This window comes from Microbispora sp. H10949 (genome assembly GCF_014161435.1).
In the GTDB taxonomy this organism is placed as follows: domain Bacteria; phylum Actinomycetota; class Actinomycetes; order Streptosporangiales; family Streptosporangiaceae; genus Microbispora; species Microbispora triticiradicis.
Genome location: NZ_JABBWZ010000011.1, coordinates 89,027 through 103,643, shown reverse-complemented (window position 1 = coordinate 103,643; position 14,617 = coordinate 89,027). Strand labels below are relative to the sequence as shown.

Below are 14,617 nucleotides of genomic sequence, written 5' to 3'. Positions count from 1 at the left end.
CCGCCGTCCTTCCGGTCGTCCACCTGTACGTCCTGCCGACGAACGGGAACGGCCCGGACGGACACCTACTCCAGGGCCGCGAGGCGGCGGGCGAGATGGCGGCGTTCCGCGCCGGTCGGGGCCAGGCCCATCGCCTCCCGGTAGGCGTCGCCCGCCTCGGCCGTACGGCCCAGGCGGCGCAGCAGGTCGGCCCGGGCGGCGGGCAGCAGGTGGTAACCGGCCAGCGCCCCCGACTCCCGCAACGCGTCGAGCAACGCCAGACCGGCGGCGGGACCGGCCGACATCCCCACCGCCACCGCCCGGTTCAGCTCCACGACGGGGGACGGGACCAGGCCCGCGAGCCGCGCGTACAGGACGGAGATCTGGGCCCAGTCGGTGTCCTCCGGGCGGGCGGCGGTGGCGTGACAGGCGGCGATGGCGGCCTGCACCTGGTAGGGGCCGGGACGGCCCCGCCGCAGCGCGCCGTCCAGGAGGGCGACGCCCTCGGCGATCCGTGCGGCGTCCCACAGCGTGCGGTCCTGCTCCTCCAGGACCACCAGGTCGCCGGCCCCGTCCAGGCGGGCGGCCCGGCGGGCGTGGTGCAGCAGCATGAGCGCGAGCAGGCCCGCCGCCTCCGGCTCGTCCGGCATCAGCCGCACCAGCACCCGGGCCAGCCGGATCGCCTCGGCGGCGAGGTCCGGCCGCATCAGGCCGGCGCCGGACGTCGCCGAGTAGCCCTCGTTGAACAGCAGGTACAGCACGGCGAGCACCGCCGGGAGGCGCTCGGGCAGCAGATGCGCCGGCGGCACCCGGTAGGGGATCGCCGCGTGCCGGATCTTCTGCTTGGCCCGGGCCAGGCGCTTGGCCATCGCCTGCTCCCCGACCAGGAACGCGTGGGCGATCTCGGCGGTGGTGAGCCCGGCGAGGGTCCGCAGGGTCAGCGCCACCCGGGCCTCCGGCGCGAGCGCCGGGTGGCAGCAGGTGAAGATCAGCCGCAGCCGGTCGTCGGGCACGTCCGGCTCGTCGCCGGGCTCCGGTCCGTACGGCACGCCGTCCTCCCGCATCGCGCTCGCGACCTCCCGCAGTTTGGCGGCGCCGGCCGCCTCGCGGCGCAGCAGGTCCACGGCCCGGTTGCGCGCGGCGGTGGTCAGCCACGCCCCGGGCCGGCGTGGCACGCCGTCGCGCCGCCAGGCGCGCAGGGCCAGGGCGAACGCGTCCTGCACACACTCCTCGGCCAGGTCCCAGTCACCGGTCCGGCGGATGAGCGTCGCCACGAGCTGCCCCCACTCCTCCCGGAACGCCTCGGCGACGGCGGCCTCGACCGGAGACGGCGCGGCGCCGGCCGTCGTGGCTCCGGGTGCGGTGGCTCTGGGTCTCATCTCGGGGAACGCCTCACGGCGACACGAGCGGGCGGATCTCGATCGTCCCGTACGCCGCGGCGGGGTGGGCGGCGGCGACCTCGATCGCCTCGTCGAGGTCGGCGCACTCGATCAGGCAGAACCCGCCGATCTGCTCCTTGGTCTCGGCGAACGGCCCGTCCGACAGCAGCACCTCGCCGCCGCGCACCCGCAGTGTGGTGGCGTCGTCCGGCGGGCGCAGCCCCGCCCCTCCCCGGAGCACGCCGCGCTCCAGCATCGTCTCCGACCACCCGCCGCAGCCGTCGGCGGCGTGTTCCGCCGCCGACTCGTCGCCGCAGATCAGCAGCACGTACTTCATCCGTCCTCCTCGGGCCGTCGTCCCATCCTGACCGTACGACGAACGGGACGGCCCGGAACGGACACCGCCGGCGGGAACCCGGCGGGGAAACGGGTCGTTCCGACCGGTGTACGCCGCAGACAAGGGAGTGATCGGTGTTCCGTAAGCTGATGGCCGCGCTGGGATCCGGGGTCGAGGTCGACACGGTGCTGCGTGACCCGCACGTGCGCCCGGGGGAGACCCTGTACGGCGAGGTCCGTTTCCGGGGTGGTTCCTCCGACCACAAGGTGGAGGGGATCACCGTCGACTTCACCGCCGTGGTGGAGGTCGAGCGCGGCGACGAGGAACACCACGTCACCTACAGCTTCCTGCGCGCGCCGGTGTCCGGGCCGTTCGACCTGCGGGCGGGAGAGGCGCGCACGCTGCCCTTCGCGATCCCGGTGCCCTGGGAGACGCCGGTCAGCGCGATCGGCGGGCGTCCGCTGCCGGGCATGCGTCTCGGCGTGGCCACCGAGCTCGCGCTCGCGGGCGCGCTCGACAAGGGCGACCTCGACCCGCTGCACGTCGCTCCGCTGCCCGCGCAGGACCACCTGCTGGGGGCGCTCATGCACATGGGCTTCCACTTCAAGCGGGCCGACCTGGAACGCGGGACGATCCGGGGCTCGTCCATGCCGTTCTACCAGGAGATCGAGTATCACGCGGGCTCCGAGTGGCGGCGCCACTTCAGCGAGCTCGAGCTGACCTTCATCGCCGGGCCGCACTCGATGGACGTGATCCTGGAGGCCGACAAGAGGGGCGGCTTCCTCACCTCGAGTCACGACGTCTACAACCGGTTCCGGGTGGGGTACGGCGACCATCCGGGCGCGGTGGAGCAGGCGCTGCGCGACGGCCTGGCGTCCATGGCCCGCCACCGCGGCTGGTTCTGACCCTTCGGCCGCCTCCGGCGGGTCAGCCGGGCCGGCCTGCCGGGTGGTGGCCGTGACGGCGATCCTGCCGGTGGTCGCGCCGGTTCTCGGGCCGGTGGGTCCGGCGGTGGTCCTGGGGGTGATCCTGCCGCTGATCCCGGTGGTGGCCGTCGAGGACGGCGTGGTGGTCCACGCCGTCACCGGGCAGCGGATCGGGATGCACGATCACGGCGGTCAGCCGGGGCACGGCGTGGATCAGGTTGTGCTCCGCCTCGACCGCGACCCGGTGGGCCTCCACCACGGTCGTCCCCGCGTCGACGATCACCTCGCACTCGGCCCTCAGCCGGTGCCCGATCCAGCGCAGCCGCACCTGGCCGGTGCCCAGCACGCCCGGCGTACCGCGGAGGGTCTCCTCGGCGAGGTCCACGAGAGCGGGGTCGACGGCGTCCATCAGCCGCCGGTACACCTCCCGCGCGGCCTGCCGCAGGACCGTCAGGATCGCGACCGTGATGAGCAGTCCCACGGCGGGGTCGGCCCAGGTCCAGCCGAGCGCGGCCCCGCCCGCCCCGGCCAGCACGGCCAGCGAGGTGAGACCGTCGGTGCGGGCGTGCAGGCCGTCGGCGACGAGCGCCGCCGAGCCGATCTCCCGGCCGACCCGGATGCGGTGACGGGCGACCAGTTCGTTGCCGGCGAAGCCCACCAGGGCCGCCGCCGCGACGGCCCCGAGGTGGGTGACCTCCCGCGGCTCCAGGAGCCGGACGATCGCGGCGTACGCCGCGGCGGCCGAGGAGGCGGCGATCGTCAGCACGATGGCCACGCCCGCGAGATCCTCGGCCCGCCCGTAGCCGTACGTGTAGCGGCGGGTCGGCGGGCGGCGGCCGAGCAGGAACGCGATCCCGAGCGGCACCGCGGTCAGGGCGTCGGCCGCGTTGTGCAGCGTGTCGCCGAGCAGCGCCACCGACCCCGACAGCACCACGACCACCGCCTGGACCAGCGTCGTCGCCCCCAGACCGGCCAGCGACACCCACAGCGCCCGCATGCCCCGGGCGGAGGACTCCATCGCCGGGTCGACCTTGTCCGCGGCCTCGTGCGAGTGCGGCCGCAGCAGGTGCGCGACCCGCCCCCGCAACCCGCCCCCACCGTGCCCGTGCCCATGCCCGTGGCCGTGCTCGTGCCCGTGGTGGTGCTCGTGCCCGTGGCCGTGCTCGTGCCGGGGACCGGGACCGGCCTGTTCCTGGCTCATGGCACCACCATGCCTCGGAAAAGCCGTCGCAGCACCTCGACAACAGCGTGCCCGGCGCAGTTGCGAGCGTTCCGCAGCCGCACCCCGTCCGCGACGGGCGCCGAGCTGGAGACCCAGCCGGGATCAGCCGCCCGAGATCTCCCGTACGAGGGCCTCGCTGCGGCGGACGAGATGGGGCAGGCCGAGACGGCGATGGGCATCGCGCGCCGCCTCGGCGTGCGCCAGCGCGGCGGAGGTGTCGCCGGTCCGGTGCAGCAGTTCGGCGACCACGTCGTGGAGTGTTCCCCAGGCGACGCAGCCGGTGCCCATGATCACCAGCTCGTGGGCGATGGGCCGCAGCTCCGCGAGCATGGCGTGGGGGTCGGGACGGCCGAGCCGCGCGGCGACCAGACCCCACTGCCAGGCGACGAACTGCCACGTCCAGTCCTGTGGCGCCACGGTTCCCCAGCGGTCGATCAGCCGGTGGGCCAGGTCGTGGTCCCCCGCCTCGACCGCCGCGAGCACGGCCGTCGGGCGTGCGATCATGTTGGACTCGTCGGCCGCGGACTCGACGAGCTCGGCGAGGAGGCCACCGCCCCGGCCCTGGCCCCACTCCACGAAGAACGAGTTGATCCGCTTCAGGACGTCCGGCCCCCAGAGGCTGGTGCGACGGTAGCTCCCGGTGCTGAGGTCGGCGAGGCGCTTCGCCTCCGCCCAGTCGCCCGCCAGCAACGCTCGCCCGGCCGCGGCGTACGAGACCTGTGTCTCGATCTCCGGCATCCGCACTTCGGCGGTGAGTCGCAGGCAGCGGGCGAGCTCCGCGTCGTAGTCGGCGATCAGGCCCGCCTTCAGGAACCTGGGCATGCGGTGCAGGCGGGCGATGATCTCGGTGGCCCGGGGGAGGCCGGGAAGGCCCAGCATCTCCTCCGCCGCGCGGTAGCGCTCCTCCTCGTTCTCCGGCGTCCAGGCCGCGATGACGAAGTTGTTCAGCGTGCGCGCCAGCAACCGGGTGTCACCCGTACGGCGGGCCAGCTCCACCGCCTCCAGCGCGTGCCGGCGGCCCTCCCCGCGCCGCTCGCCGTAGTACAGCTCGACGGCGAGCGTGCCGAGCAGCTCCGCCCGGGTGCCGGCGGCGTCCGGATCCAGCCGGGAGAGCTGGTCCTCCAGCACGGTCACCATGCGCTCGTCCACGACGCCGTACGAGCGCCAGTTCCACAGCGTGACGCCGCCGAAGACCGTGGCCGCCTCGATGACCGCCGCGTCGTCGCCGAGGGCGGTGGCGAGCGTCACGGCCTCGTCGAGCGCGCTCCGCGCGCCGTTCACGTCGCCGGTCACCCGCCGGGCCCTGCCCAGGCCGATCAGCAGCGAGCACCGGGTGGCCGGGGGCCCGGCGGCGCAGGCGTCGAGCGCCTGCTCCCAGTAGAGGACGGCCTCGTCGTAGGCGAGCCGCGCCGCCGCCTGCCCGGCCGCCTCCACGGCGTACGCGACCGCCTTGCCGGCGTACCCGACCCTGGCGGCCAGCGCGAAGTGGTGGGCCAGCGCGGGCAGCCGCGAGGCGGCCTCGCCCCACCGCAGGCTCTCGATCGCCTCGCCGACGCGGCCGTGCAGCTGGGCGCGCTGCCTCCGGCTGAGCCCCGAGTACAGCGCCTCCTGCACCAGGGCGTGCGAGAAGCGGTAGTCCCAGCCGCCGTCCACCTCGACCAGCAGCCCGGTCGCGACGGCGGGTTCGAGCAGCATCATCACCCGGGAACCGCCGATGCCGGTCGCGGTCTCCAGCACGTCGGCGTCCACGTCCCGGCCGATGACGGCGGCGGCGCGCAGCAGGGTCTGGGAGTCCTCCGGCAGCCGCGACACCCGCTGGTTGATCACGTCGCGTACGCCGTCGGGCACGGCGGTCTCCAGCACGTCCGCCGCGCCGACCCGGCCGCCGGTGTGGGTGCTGGTCAGCAGGCGCAACAGCTCGCCGAGGAAGAACGGGTTCCCGCCGGTCCTGTCGTGCAGCGCGCGGGCGAGCTCGGGCCCGGACCCGTCCCGGCCCGCCTCCCGCAGGTAGTCGGTGATCTGCTCGGGGGTGAACGGCGCGACGCTCATCCGCTCGGTGCCGCGCTGGCGGGTCAGCTCGCCGAGCGCCTCGGTCAGCGCCTGCCTGCCCGTCGCGGGCTCGGGCCGTACGGTCGCGAGCACCAGCAGCGGGAGGCGGTGCAGGTCGGCGCCGAGAAAGGTGAGCAGCTTCAGCGACGCCGCGTCGGCCCAGTGGAGGTCCTCCACCACGACCAGGACCGGCGTGGCGGCGGCCCGCCGCGCCAGCGCCCGCGCCACGGCGTCGTGCAGCAGGAACCGGGCGGTGTCGGGGTCGGCCGTGTCCGTCCGGTCGCCCGTCCGGTCGCCTGTCCTGTCGTCTGCCCTGTCGTCTGCTCTGTCGCCGTCCGACAGGCGGTGGGCGAGGCGGGTGAGGTCGCCGTCCGTCTCAAGGGCGTGCAGGGCCTGGATCCAGGGCCAGAACGCGGGAGCGCCGCTTCCCTCGACGCACCTGCTCCAGGCGACCACGGCTCCGCGTCCGGCCGCCATCGCCGCGGCGGCCTCCGCGAGGCGCGTCTTGCCGATGCCGGACTCCCCGCTGACCAGGAACACCCCGCCGACGCCCCGGCGCAGGTCGTCGAGCCGCTCGGCGATCCGCCGCAGGTACGGCTCCCGCCCCACGAGGCCCGGCGTTCCGGAGGCCTGCGCGGACGCGTCCGCGCTGTCCACGGCGTCCGCGGTGCCCGGGGCGCCGGGCGCGGTGGCGTCCCTGTCCGGGGAGACCGGCGGGTCCGGCACGAGCCCGGCGGGCCGCGCCGGCGCGGCGGCGGGCGGCCACGGACCCGCCGGCGACTCGTCCTGGTGCAGGATGGCCTGCTCCAGCCGCCGCAGCTCCGGGCTCGGGTCGAGCCCCAGTTCGTCGTCGAGCAGCGTACGGCAGCGCTGGTAGGCCGCCAGCGCCTCGGCCTGGCGGCGTTCCCGGTACAGGGCACGCATGAGCAGCGCCCACAGGCCCTCGCGGTAGGGGTCCCGCTCCAGCAGGCGCTCGGCCTCGACCGTCACCTCGGCCGCCCGTCCCAGCGCGAGCCACGCCTCCGCCCTTACGGTCAGCGCGGAGAGGCGGGTCTCGGCCAGCCGGGAGATCGTGGACCGGGCGAACGGCTCGTCGGCGAGGTCGGCCAGCGGCTCGCCGCGCCACAGGGCCAGTGCGGGCCGGAGGATCCGGTCGGCCTCCTCGGGACGGCCGGCGGCGAGGGCGGCGTGCGCGGCCTCGGCGGCCCGGGTGAACCGCTCGGCGTCGATCTGGTCCGGCTGCACGTCGAGCAGGTAGCCGGGTTCCCTCGTACGCAGCACCTGGGCGGGCGAGCGCGGGCTGCGCAGGGGTTCGAGCGTCCTGCGCAGGTGCGAGATGTACGCCTGGAGCGTTCCCGTGGCGCTGGAGGGCGGTTCGTCGCTCCACAGCCGGTCGATGAGCTGGTCGAGCGGCACGACGTGGGGGGCGTTCAGCAACAGCAGCGCCAGCACGGCGCGTTGCTTGCGCGGGCCGAGGTCGAGGACCGTTCCGGCGGCGTCGGCGACCTCGACCGTGCCGAGAAGGCGGAAGTCCAGGGCGGAGTTCCGCCGGTCGGCCCGGGCCGGGCGAGGCGCCGGTAATCGCCCGCCGTCGATGCTTGTCCGCATCACAACTCCCGAACAAGCCATACGGCCCTAAGTCGGATTTCTGGCTCATCATACTCAGATGTCCGGTGATTCTCGCCAGCGAACGGGGGGCCGGTCCGCTCGGTGAAACCGGCGTCCTCCAGGAGGGCGCGCACCGCGGCGCCCCCGGTTCCGTTCCCGGTGCCGTCGCCGGGGATGTCGCCGGGGACGGCGTGGAAGACGACGGACCGGATCCCGTCCGCGCGCAGTTCCATGAGCAGGTCGTCGAGCAGGCGGTCGAGCAGGCGGCGGACGAGGCCCCCGCCGCATACGTGACCTCGGTCCGGCGGAGCGACGGTGAGGGCGCGCAACAGGGCCCAGCGCCCGCCGCCGCACGCCGCGTCGCCCCCGGCGGACCGGGCGCGCGAGGGCTCCGCCGTCTCCAGCAGCGCGGCGGCCAGGGGCGCGGCGGCGGCCGGGTCGGCGAGGTCGGCCAGCACGTAGAGGCGGCAGCGGGCGGGCGGGACCTCCCGCAGGGCGAGCGGCAGCGCCGGGCCGAGGATCTCGGCGCCCGGCGCGCCCGCGTGCGCGGCCACCTCGCGCAGCAGCAGCGTGCTGGGCGGCGGACGGCCCTCCGGCTCGTCGGCGTACGGCTCGCCGGCGTACGGCTCGTGGGGACGCGGCGGCCGCTCGTTCGTTGGCGACGACATCGCCCCAGCGTGCGCGGGGTCTCTTGGACGTCTCTAGGAGTTCGCTTGGTCCGTCCCGCCGCCCGGCGGCGCGGGCGGCGCAAGAACATCCCAAGCGGTGGCTGCGACAACTGTGACCGTCAACCACAGCGACATCGAGGACGGACATGTACAGCACCATCGAGGACGCGCTCCGCGGGCAGGTCACCGGGCGGGTCCTGGTCCCGGGGCAGGACGGGTACGCCGAGGAGGCCGCGGGGTTCAACCTCGCCGTGCGGCACCGGCCCGCGGTGATCGTGGCGGCGGAGGGCGCCGCCGACGTGGCCGCGGCCGTGCGGCTCGCCGCCGCGCACGGACTGCCGGTGGCGGTCCAGTCGACCGGCCACGGAGCCGTGCAGGCGGCCGACGGCGCGCTGCTGATCAGCACCCGCGCCATGCGGGAGATCGTGGTCGACGCCTCCGCCCGCACCGCCGTGATCGCGGCGGGCTGCACCTGGGGCGAGGTGATCGCCGCCGCCGCGCCGTACGGGCTGGCCCCGCTGTGCGGCTCGGCGACCGGCGTCGGCGTGGTGGGCTTCACGCTCGGCGGCGGCATCGGGCCGATCGCGCGGACCTTCGGCTTCGCCGCCGACCACGTGCGGGAGATCACCGTCGTGACCGGCGACGGCGTCGTCCGCACCGCCGGCCCCGGGAGCGAGCCCGACCTCTTCTGGGCGCTGCGCGGCGGCAAGGCCGGATTCGGCGTCGTCACCTCGATCACCGTGGACCTGCTGCCGCTCACCCACCTCTACGGCGGCGGCCTGTTCTACGCCGCCGAGGACGCCGGGCGGGTCCTGCACGCCTACCGCACCTGGGCCGGCACGCTGCCCGAGGCCACCACGACCTCGGTCGCGCTGCTGCGCCTGCCCCCGCTGCCCGAGCTGCCGCCGCAGCTCAGCGGCAAATTCGTCGTCCACCTGCGGGTCGCGCACGTGGGGGAGGGGCAGGAGGCCGAGGACCTGCTCGCGCCCATGCGGGCCGTGGCCGAGCCCGTGCTCCAGGCCGTCGGCCCCCTGCCGTACGCGGCGATCGACTCCATCCATCAGGACCCGGCCGGGCCGATGCCGGTCGCGGAGCGGGGGGTGCTCCTGCGGGAGCTGACCGCGGAGACCGTGGAGGCGCTGCTGGCGGCGGCCGGGCCGGCCGTGCCCGCGCCGCTCGCCGTCGTCGAGATCCGCCAGCTCGGCGGGGCGCTCGCCCGTGAGCCCAGGGAGCCGAACGCCGTGGGCGGGCGCGACGCCGCCTTCTCGCTGCTGGTCATCGGCGCGCCGGTGCCCGAGCTGATGGAGACCGCCGTCCCCGCCGCCGTACGGGCGGTGACCGAGGCCGCCGCGCCCTGGGCCACCGGCGGCACGCAGATCAACTTCCACGGCGGCGCGCTGGCGCCCGAGGAGCTCTCCCGGGCCTGGCCCGCGGAGACGCTGCGGCGGCTGGCGAAGCTGCGGGACGTCTACGACCCGGCGAACCTGTTCCGCTTCGGTCACGTCGTTCCTCGCGAGGGCTGAGCACGCGGGCCCGGCTGAGCACGCGGGCCCGGCCGTCCGCCGGAGTTTCGCGAGAAGCCGCATCGATGCGGCCGTACGCCTCCTCGCCGGCTCTTCAATGGGAGAAACGACGGAGGGGATGCCGATGTACGGGCGCAGGAACCGGCTCACGCCGAACGAGGCGCTCCAGGTGGCGCTGACGGCTGTCGGCGCCTTCCAGGGCTACGTGCAGCACGCCGATTCCAAGGTGGCCACGGTGACCACCGTGCATCTCGGCGCGGCGGCGGTGGCGGCCACACAGATCGGAGTGCTCGCCGCTCTCCGGGCGCCCGGCAGGCCGGCGCTGCTCGGCGTCGTCGCCGTGGTCCTTCTCGCGCTCTACGCGGCGGGGTTCTTCGTGGCGGGCTACCACCTCGTTCAGGGACTGCGGCCCAGGCTCGGCGGGCCGGCGGGTCCGAACAGGTTCGGCCTGGCGGGCGGCGAGCCCGGGCCGTCGCCGCAGGCGGACGCGACGCAGCAGGAACGGGAGGCCTGGCTGCTGGCGGGCAGGCTCGCCGAGCTGAGCCGCGACAAGCACCGCAGGGTGGGGCGGGCACTGCCGTGGACGGCGCTCATGCTCGCCGCCACCCTGCTGTGGCTGGCGCTCGGAGGTCTCTACGGCTGACCGGCGCCACCCGGCGGCGACGGATCCGGAACCCGGGTCGGCGCGGCTTCCAGCCGGACGGCCGGAGGCGCGGGCCGGCCAGGGCTCAGGCCGGCGAACGCCGTGAGGCCCGCCATGTCGCGGACGACCACGCCGCGATGGCGCTGCAGCACGAGACTTCGGGCGGACAGGTCGTGCATCGCCTTCTGCACCGTGCGTTCCCTGATCCCGACCAGTTCCCCCAGTTCGGCCTGGGTGACGGGCACACCGACGTCGACGCCCGCACGGTGGGGTCTTCCGTGCCGCACAGCTAGGTCGACCAGGATGCGGGCCAGGCAGACGTCGGCCTCGTACCCCGCGAAGTCGAGACGCCGGCGGTTGGCGAAGCGCAGCCGGCCGCCCGGATCGACAGCAGCGTCCGGGACCCGTTCTCGGCGAGAGCCGTGACCTTCACCAGCGCGTCGAGCAGCAGGTAGACCGCGCTGCCCGGGTCGCCCTCGCGGACGAGGACATGCCTGCCGGGGAACGTCACCGGAGAGCCGAGACGAAGGAGTTCGTCGCGCGCGGCCTCCGGGAGCCGGTCGAGGAACGATCCGGTCAACCATGGTCGTCGCTCGGTCCTCCGCGTCACCTCGGCACCTCCAAGCCGGAGTATGACCCGGCGGGGCTCTCCACGTCACCGGGTCCCGGCGGGGGCCGAACGCCAAGACGCCCTTAGCCAGTCATTACGCTCATAACGTTGTGAGACTGATCCGTCACGCGATGTAATCACATCGGCGATGGGCCGGACCTACTGGCTCCGAAGGAGTGACTATGACGTTCACAGCTATGCACCCCGCGTCCATGGCGACCACGCTGGGCTACGGCTCCCAGCACCAGATCACGCCGCTGCAGCTCGCCCAGCAGATTCCGGGGCTGCAGCAGCAGGTGTCGCCCCTGGCGATGATCCAGCAGGAGGAGCAGATCCTCCCCCAGGAGCACCTGGTGAGCCCGGTGACCTTCTGGACCAAGGTCGCCAGGCACGCCGTCCGCTACGGCGCGCCCGCGGCCCGCCAGATGCTGGAGAGCGTGCTCTACCAGCAGCTGGTGCAGCAGCAGATTCAGGCCCAGATCCAGCAGCAGCAGGTGCAGCAGCAGATCCAGGCCCAGATCCAGCAGCAGCTTCAGCAGCAGATCCAGCAGCAGGCGCTGCCGCCTCAGGTGCTGCAGGCGCTGCAGGCCATCCAGGCCCAGGCCCTGCAGATCCCGCAGGCCGCCTACGCCCAGCCGTACGCGCAGGCGTACGGCGCGCAGGCGTACTCCCAGCCCTACGCGGCCCAGGCGTACGCCCAGCAGCCCGGCCAGCAGATCCCGCAGCTCGGCGTCCAGTCGGTCCTGCCCCAGCACGTCCAGGCGGCGTACGGGCAGCAGGTCCCGCTGACGATGCAGTCGCCGAACCCGCTGGGCCAGGGGTACGGCCAGCTCCACCAGCAGGCCGCCCAGCAGGTCCCGGTGCCGGCCGGTGCCGGACTCTGAGCGGAGGAACACCGTGGAGTCGATGGGTCCCGGGACGGGTGTCCCCGGAATGGGTCCCGGGATGGGACCCGGGATGGGTTCGCCGACGCCCCCGGCCACGGGAGTGACGGCGGGGCAGCCGACGCCGGCGGCGCAGTTGCAGGCGCACTGCGCCGTGACGCTCCAGCAGCTGTACGAATGGCTGCAGACGTCGATCCCGCAGGCGCCCCAGGTCGCGGGGGTCATCCCGCTGCTGGTGCAGGCGGTGCAGCTGTACCGGGCCGGGCGGTACGAGGCGTGCCTGGCGCAGATCCAGTACGCGCTCGGCGTCGTCGCCCCCGGACGGCCCATGGTTCCACTGCTGTGACGTGATCACCTCGGTGGCCCGGACCGGTCGGCGGCCGGTCCGGGCCCCCGCCGTCCCGAGACCGGCGAACCGTGATGACAGAGCCTGAACGGCCGGCCGCGCCGTGCGCGCGACCGGTGACACCAGTCTGAGCTGGGGAGAGTCGAGACGTTGTGACCACTAACGACAAGCCCAAGGACGCAATCGAGGAGCCGCGCCCGGCGACCCCACGGGGGCGGCAGGCGTCGCGCCAGGCGCCGCAGCCGGTGGAGTCCCGGCCGCGGCGCTACATGGTGGCGGCGCTGCCGCAGCCGCACCCGGCGGCGCCGGGAGCCGCCGGGCCGGCGTACGACGACGACACGGTGCGCAGGCTGCTGGAGGACGACCCCGAGGTGCGCGTGCTGCGCCGCGTACGGGGACGGGCGGCGGGGAACCCGGAGGCCGCGGTCCCGGGGTTCCCCGCCGTGGTCGTGGCGGAGACGACGCCGCAGCACGTCGAGGCGCTGCGCCGCCAGTATCCGCAGCTCCACTTCGAGCGCGACCGGCTGCTGACCTACAGCGAGGTGCCGCGGCCACCGCGCCGGCGGCGGCCCGCCCCGGTGGTGGCGCCGCCCGGCCTGGAGAGCACGTTCGCCGTCCTGGTCAGGGACGCGGACGGCACGCCGCTGCCGGGCGCGAGCGTCCTGGTGACCGGGCACGGCTGGCCGGGCCAGGCGGTCACGGGGGCCGACGGACGCGCCGTGGTGACGATGGCGGGAGAGACGCCCGACTCGATCACCGGGCTGACGGTCCGGCCGCGCTCGGGCTACTGGAGCGTGCACGTCGAGCGCCCGGCCCTGTCGACCACAAGGGACAACCTCGTCGAGCCGGTGCGCCTGGCCGAGACCTTCGGCGGCTTCCCGGACCGGCAGGTCTTCGGCTGGGGCCAGCAGGCGATGAACCTCGACCGGCTGCCCCCCACGCTGCGCGGTGCGGGGGTCAGGATCGCCATCGTCGACTCCGGGGCCGACGTCCGCCACCCGGACCTGCGCGAACGCGTACGCGCCGGGATCGACCTGGTCGACGCCGAGCCCGAGGGATGGAGGGCCGACGCGGCCTATCACGGCTCCCACTGCGCGGCCGTCATCTCGGGCGCGGACGACGGCCGGGGCATCGTGGGCTTCGCCGTCGAGGCCGAGGTGCACGCGTGCAAGATCTTCCCGGGCGGGCGGTTCAGCGACCTCGTCGAGGCGCTCGACTACTGCGTCGAGCAGCGCGTCGACGTGGTCAACCTGAGCCTCGCGAGCAGGCACCACTCCCCGCTGGTGGCCGCCAAGATCGAGCAGGCCCGGGCGGCGGGGGTGGCGTGCGTGGTGGCCGCGGGCAACGACGGGGGACCGGTCGCCTTCCCCGGCACCCTGCCCGGCGTGCTGACCGTCGCCGCCGTCGGCAAGGCGGACGCGTTCCCGCCCGGCACCGCGCACGAGGCCGAGATCGACGGTCCCGTCACCGGTGACGGGTACTTCTCACCCCGCTTCACCTGCCGCGGACCCGAGATCGACGTCTGCGCTCCGGGCGTGGCCGTCCTGTCGGCCGTGCCGCCGGACGCGTACGCCGTCCTGGACGGCACCTCGATGGCCGCGCCGCACGTCGCCGGCCTGGCGGCGCTCGTGCTCGCCCATCACGGCGACTTCCGCACCGCCTACGCCGCACGGGACGCGCGGCGGGTCGACCGCCTCTTCCAGATCATCAAGTCGAGTTGCGTGCCGCTGAACCTCGGGGACCTCCACCGCACCGGCGCCGGGATGCCGAACGCGCTGCGCGCCCTCGCGCCCGCTCTCGCGCAGATCACCCCCGAACCGGCCGGGACGGACACGCTGCTTGGCCGGCTCGCCGCCGAGATGACGGAGGCCGGGCTGCTCGCGCCCGCCCCCGTGGGACAGGGCGGCCGGTCCGGGTATCCGGGTCATCCCGGGCAGGCCGGCTCGGGGGCGCAGCACGGCCTCGCGGGCCAGACGGCGTACAGCACGGGCGTCACGACGAACGGGCCGCTGTCCGGGGGGTCCCTCCCGGGCGGGCTCGTCCCCGGCGGTCCCCGCACGGGCGCCAAGGGCGGCGGCTCCGGCCCGGATCCGCGGGAAGGGGCCGGCGGCGCCGGTTCCCCGGGGGGCAGGCGCGGCAGCGGACCGTCCGCCACCCGGTCGTACGCCACCGGCTCGACGGGACCGGGCCGCGCGCAGGGCGCCCGCGGCGCGGCCGGCGAGGCGGCCCCGGTGATGGACGTCACGACCGGCGGCGGGCCGCGGACGGCGAACGGCGCGCCCGCGATGGGCTCACCTGTGGGCTCACCGATGGGTGCGCCGATGGGCTCACCGGCGGGGACGGGGGCGCCGATGGGCGCCGTGCCGTACGAGCAGGTCGCCCTGGCCTGGCTGGCCGAGGAGATGCGCGCCGCCGGGCTGATCGGTGGTTGACAGGGGCTGAC

13 protein-coding genes are annotated in these 14,617 nt (G+C 75.1%); 6 read left to right on the top strand and 7 right to left on the bottom strand.

Annotation, left to right across the window (positions count from 1 at the left end):
• Window positions 1-65 precede the first annotated feature (65 nt).
• On the bottom strand, window positions 66-1,358 hold the full coding sequence (locus HHX40_RS27100) for an RNA polymerase sigma factor (protein ID WP_182882842.1): 1,293 nt from the start codon (window positions 1,356-1,358) through the stop codon (window positions 66-68).
• A gap of 13 nt (window positions 1,359-1,371) precedes the next feature.
• Window positions 1,372-1,695 (bottom strand): YciI family protein, encoded by a 324-nt coding sequence (locus HHX40_RS27095; RefSeq protein WP_111699986.1) that lies wholly within the window; start codon window positions 1,693-1,695, stop codon window positions 1,372-1,374.
• Between the two features lie 134 nt (window positions 1,696-1,829).
• On the opposite strand from HHX40_RS27095, the gene HHX40_RS27090 reads away from it, so the two are divergent.
• Window positions 1,830-2,600 (top strand): sporulation protein, encoded by a 771-nt coding sequence (locus HHX40_RS27090; RefSeq protein WP_310738305.1) that lies wholly within the window; start codon window positions 1,830-1,832, stop codon window positions 2,598-2,600.
• 22 nt (window positions 2,601-2,622) lie between these two features.
• On the opposite strand, the gene HHX40_RS27085 is transcribed toward HHX40_RS27090, so the two are convergent.
• From HHX40_RS27085 to HHX40_RS27075, 3 genes are all read right to left on the bottom strand, one after another.
• Window positions 2,623-3,822 (bottom strand): cation diffusion facilitator family transporter, encoded by a 1,200-nt coding sequence (locus tag HHX40_RS27085; protein WP_220499636.1) that lies wholly within the window; start codon window positions 3,820-3,822, stop codon window positions 2,623-2,625.
• A gap of 123 nt (window positions 3,823-3,945) precedes the next feature.
• Window positions 3,946-7,500, bottom strand: a complete 3,555-nt coding sequence (locus tag HHX40_RS27080; protein WP_182882841.1) for a BTAD domain-containing putative transcriptional regulator — start codon at window positions 7,498-7,500, stop codon at window positions 3,946-3,948.
• Complete coding sequence (locus HHX40_RS27075) at window positions 7,500-8,168, bottom strand: hypothetical protein (RefSeq protein ID WP_182882840.1); 669 nt, start codon at window positions 8,166-8,168, stop codon at window positions 7,500-7,502. Before HHX40_RS27075 ends, HHX40_RS27080 begins: the two co-directional genes overlap by 1 nt.
• Window positions 8,169-8,314: 146 nt before the next feature.
• On the opposite strand from HHX40_RS27075, the gene HHX40_RS27070 reads away from it, so the two are divergent.
• Window positions 8,315-9,691: an FAD-binding oxidoreductase gene (locus HHX40_RS27070; protein WP_182882839.1), complete on the top strand. Its 1,377-nt coding sequence runs from the start codon at window positions 8,315-8,317 to the stop codon at window positions 9,689-9,691.
• Between the two features lie 124 nt (window positions 9,692-9,815).
• Window positions 9,816-10,334: a hypothetical protein gene (locus HHX40_RS27065; RefSeq protein ID WP_182882838.1), complete on the top strand. Its 519-nt coding sequence runs from the start codon at window positions 9,816-9,818 to the stop codon at window positions 10,332-10,334.
• On the opposite strand, the gene HHX40_RS37920 is transcribed toward HHX40_RS27065, so the two are convergent.
• Window positions 10,325-10,621, bottom strand: coding sequence for a helix-turn-helix domain-containing protein (locus HHX40_RS37920; RefSeq protein WP_220499635.1), 297 nt, complete (start codon window positions 10,619-10,621; stop codon window positions 10,325-10,327). The genes HHX40_RS27065 and HHX40_RS37920 overlap by 10 nt on opposite strands.
• 2 nt (window positions 10,622-10,623) lie before the next feature.
• Entirely contained in the window at window positions 10,624-10,944 is a 321-nt protein-coding gene (locus HHX40_RS37915) for a Crp/Fnr family transcriptional regulator (protein WP_220499634.1), read from the bottom strand.
• A gap of 182 nt (window positions 10,945-11,126) precedes the next feature.
• Between HHX40_RS37915 and HHX40_RS27055 the strand changes: the two genes are divergently transcribed.
• The 3 genes from HHX40_RS27055 to HHX40_RS27045 all read left to right on the top strand — a co-directional run bounded on the left by HHX40_RS27055 (window position 11,127) and on the right by HHX40_RS27045 (window position 14,606).
• Window positions 11,127-11,828 carry a hypothetical protein gene (locus tag HHX40_RS27055; RefSeq protein ID WP_182882837.1) on the top strand — a complete coding sequence of 234 codons (702 nt, stop codon included), beginning with the start codon at window positions 11,127-11,129 and terminating at the stop codon, window positions 11,826-11,828.
• Between the two features lie 73 nt (window positions 11,829-11,901).
• Window positions 11,902-12,174 (top strand): hypothetical protein, encoded by a 273-nt coding sequence (locus HHX40_RS27050; protein ID WP_182882836.1) that lies wholly within the window; start codon window positions 11,902-11,904, stop codon window positions 12,172-12,174.
• A gap of 152 nt (window positions 12,175-12,326) precedes the next feature.
• Window positions 12,327-14,606, top strand: a complete 2,280-nt coding sequence (locus HHX40_RS27045; protein ID WP_182882835.1) for a S8 family serine peptidase — start codon at window positions 12,327-12,329, stop codon at window positions 14,604-14,606.
• The last annotated feature ends 11 nt before the right edge of the window (window positions 14,607-14,617 follow it).

Coding starts and splice junctions, on each gene's coding strand:
- HHX40_RS27100 (WP_182882842.1), bottom strand. CDS start 1,358: ATGAGACCCAGAGCCACCGCACCCGGAGCCACGACGGCCGGCGCCGCG.
- HHX40_RS27095 (WP_111699986.1), bottom strand. CDS start 1,695: ATGAAGTACGTGCTGCTGATCTGCGGCGACGAGTCGGCGGCGGAACAC.
- HHX40_RS27085 (WP_220499636.1), bottom strand. CDS start 3,822: ATGAGCCAGGAACAGGCCGGTCCCGGTCCCCGGCACGAGCACGGCCAC.
- HHX40_RS27080 (WP_182882841.1), bottom strand. CDS start 7,500: ATGCGGACAAGCATCGACGGCGGGCGATTACCGGCGCCTCGCCCGGCC.
- HHX40_RS27075 (WP_182882840.1), bottom strand. CDS start 8,168: ATGTCGTCGCCAACGAACGAGCGGCCGCCGCGTCCCCACGAGCCGTAC.
- HHX40_RS27070 (WP_182882839.1), top strand. CDS start 8,315: ATGTACAGCACCATCGAGGACGCGCTCCGCGGGCAGGTCACCGGGCGG.
- HHX40_RS27065 (WP_182882838.1), top strand. CDS start 9,816: ATGTACGGGCGCAGGAACCGGCTCACGCCGAACGAGGCGCTCCAGGTG.
- HHX40_RS27055 (WP_182882837.1), top strand. CDS start 11,127: ATGACGTTCACAGCTATGCACCCCGCGTCCATGGCGACCACGCTGGGC.
- HHX40_RS27050 (WP_182882836.1), top strand. CDS start 11,902: ATGGGTTCGCCGACGCCCCCGGCCACGGGAGTGACGGCGGGGCAGCCG.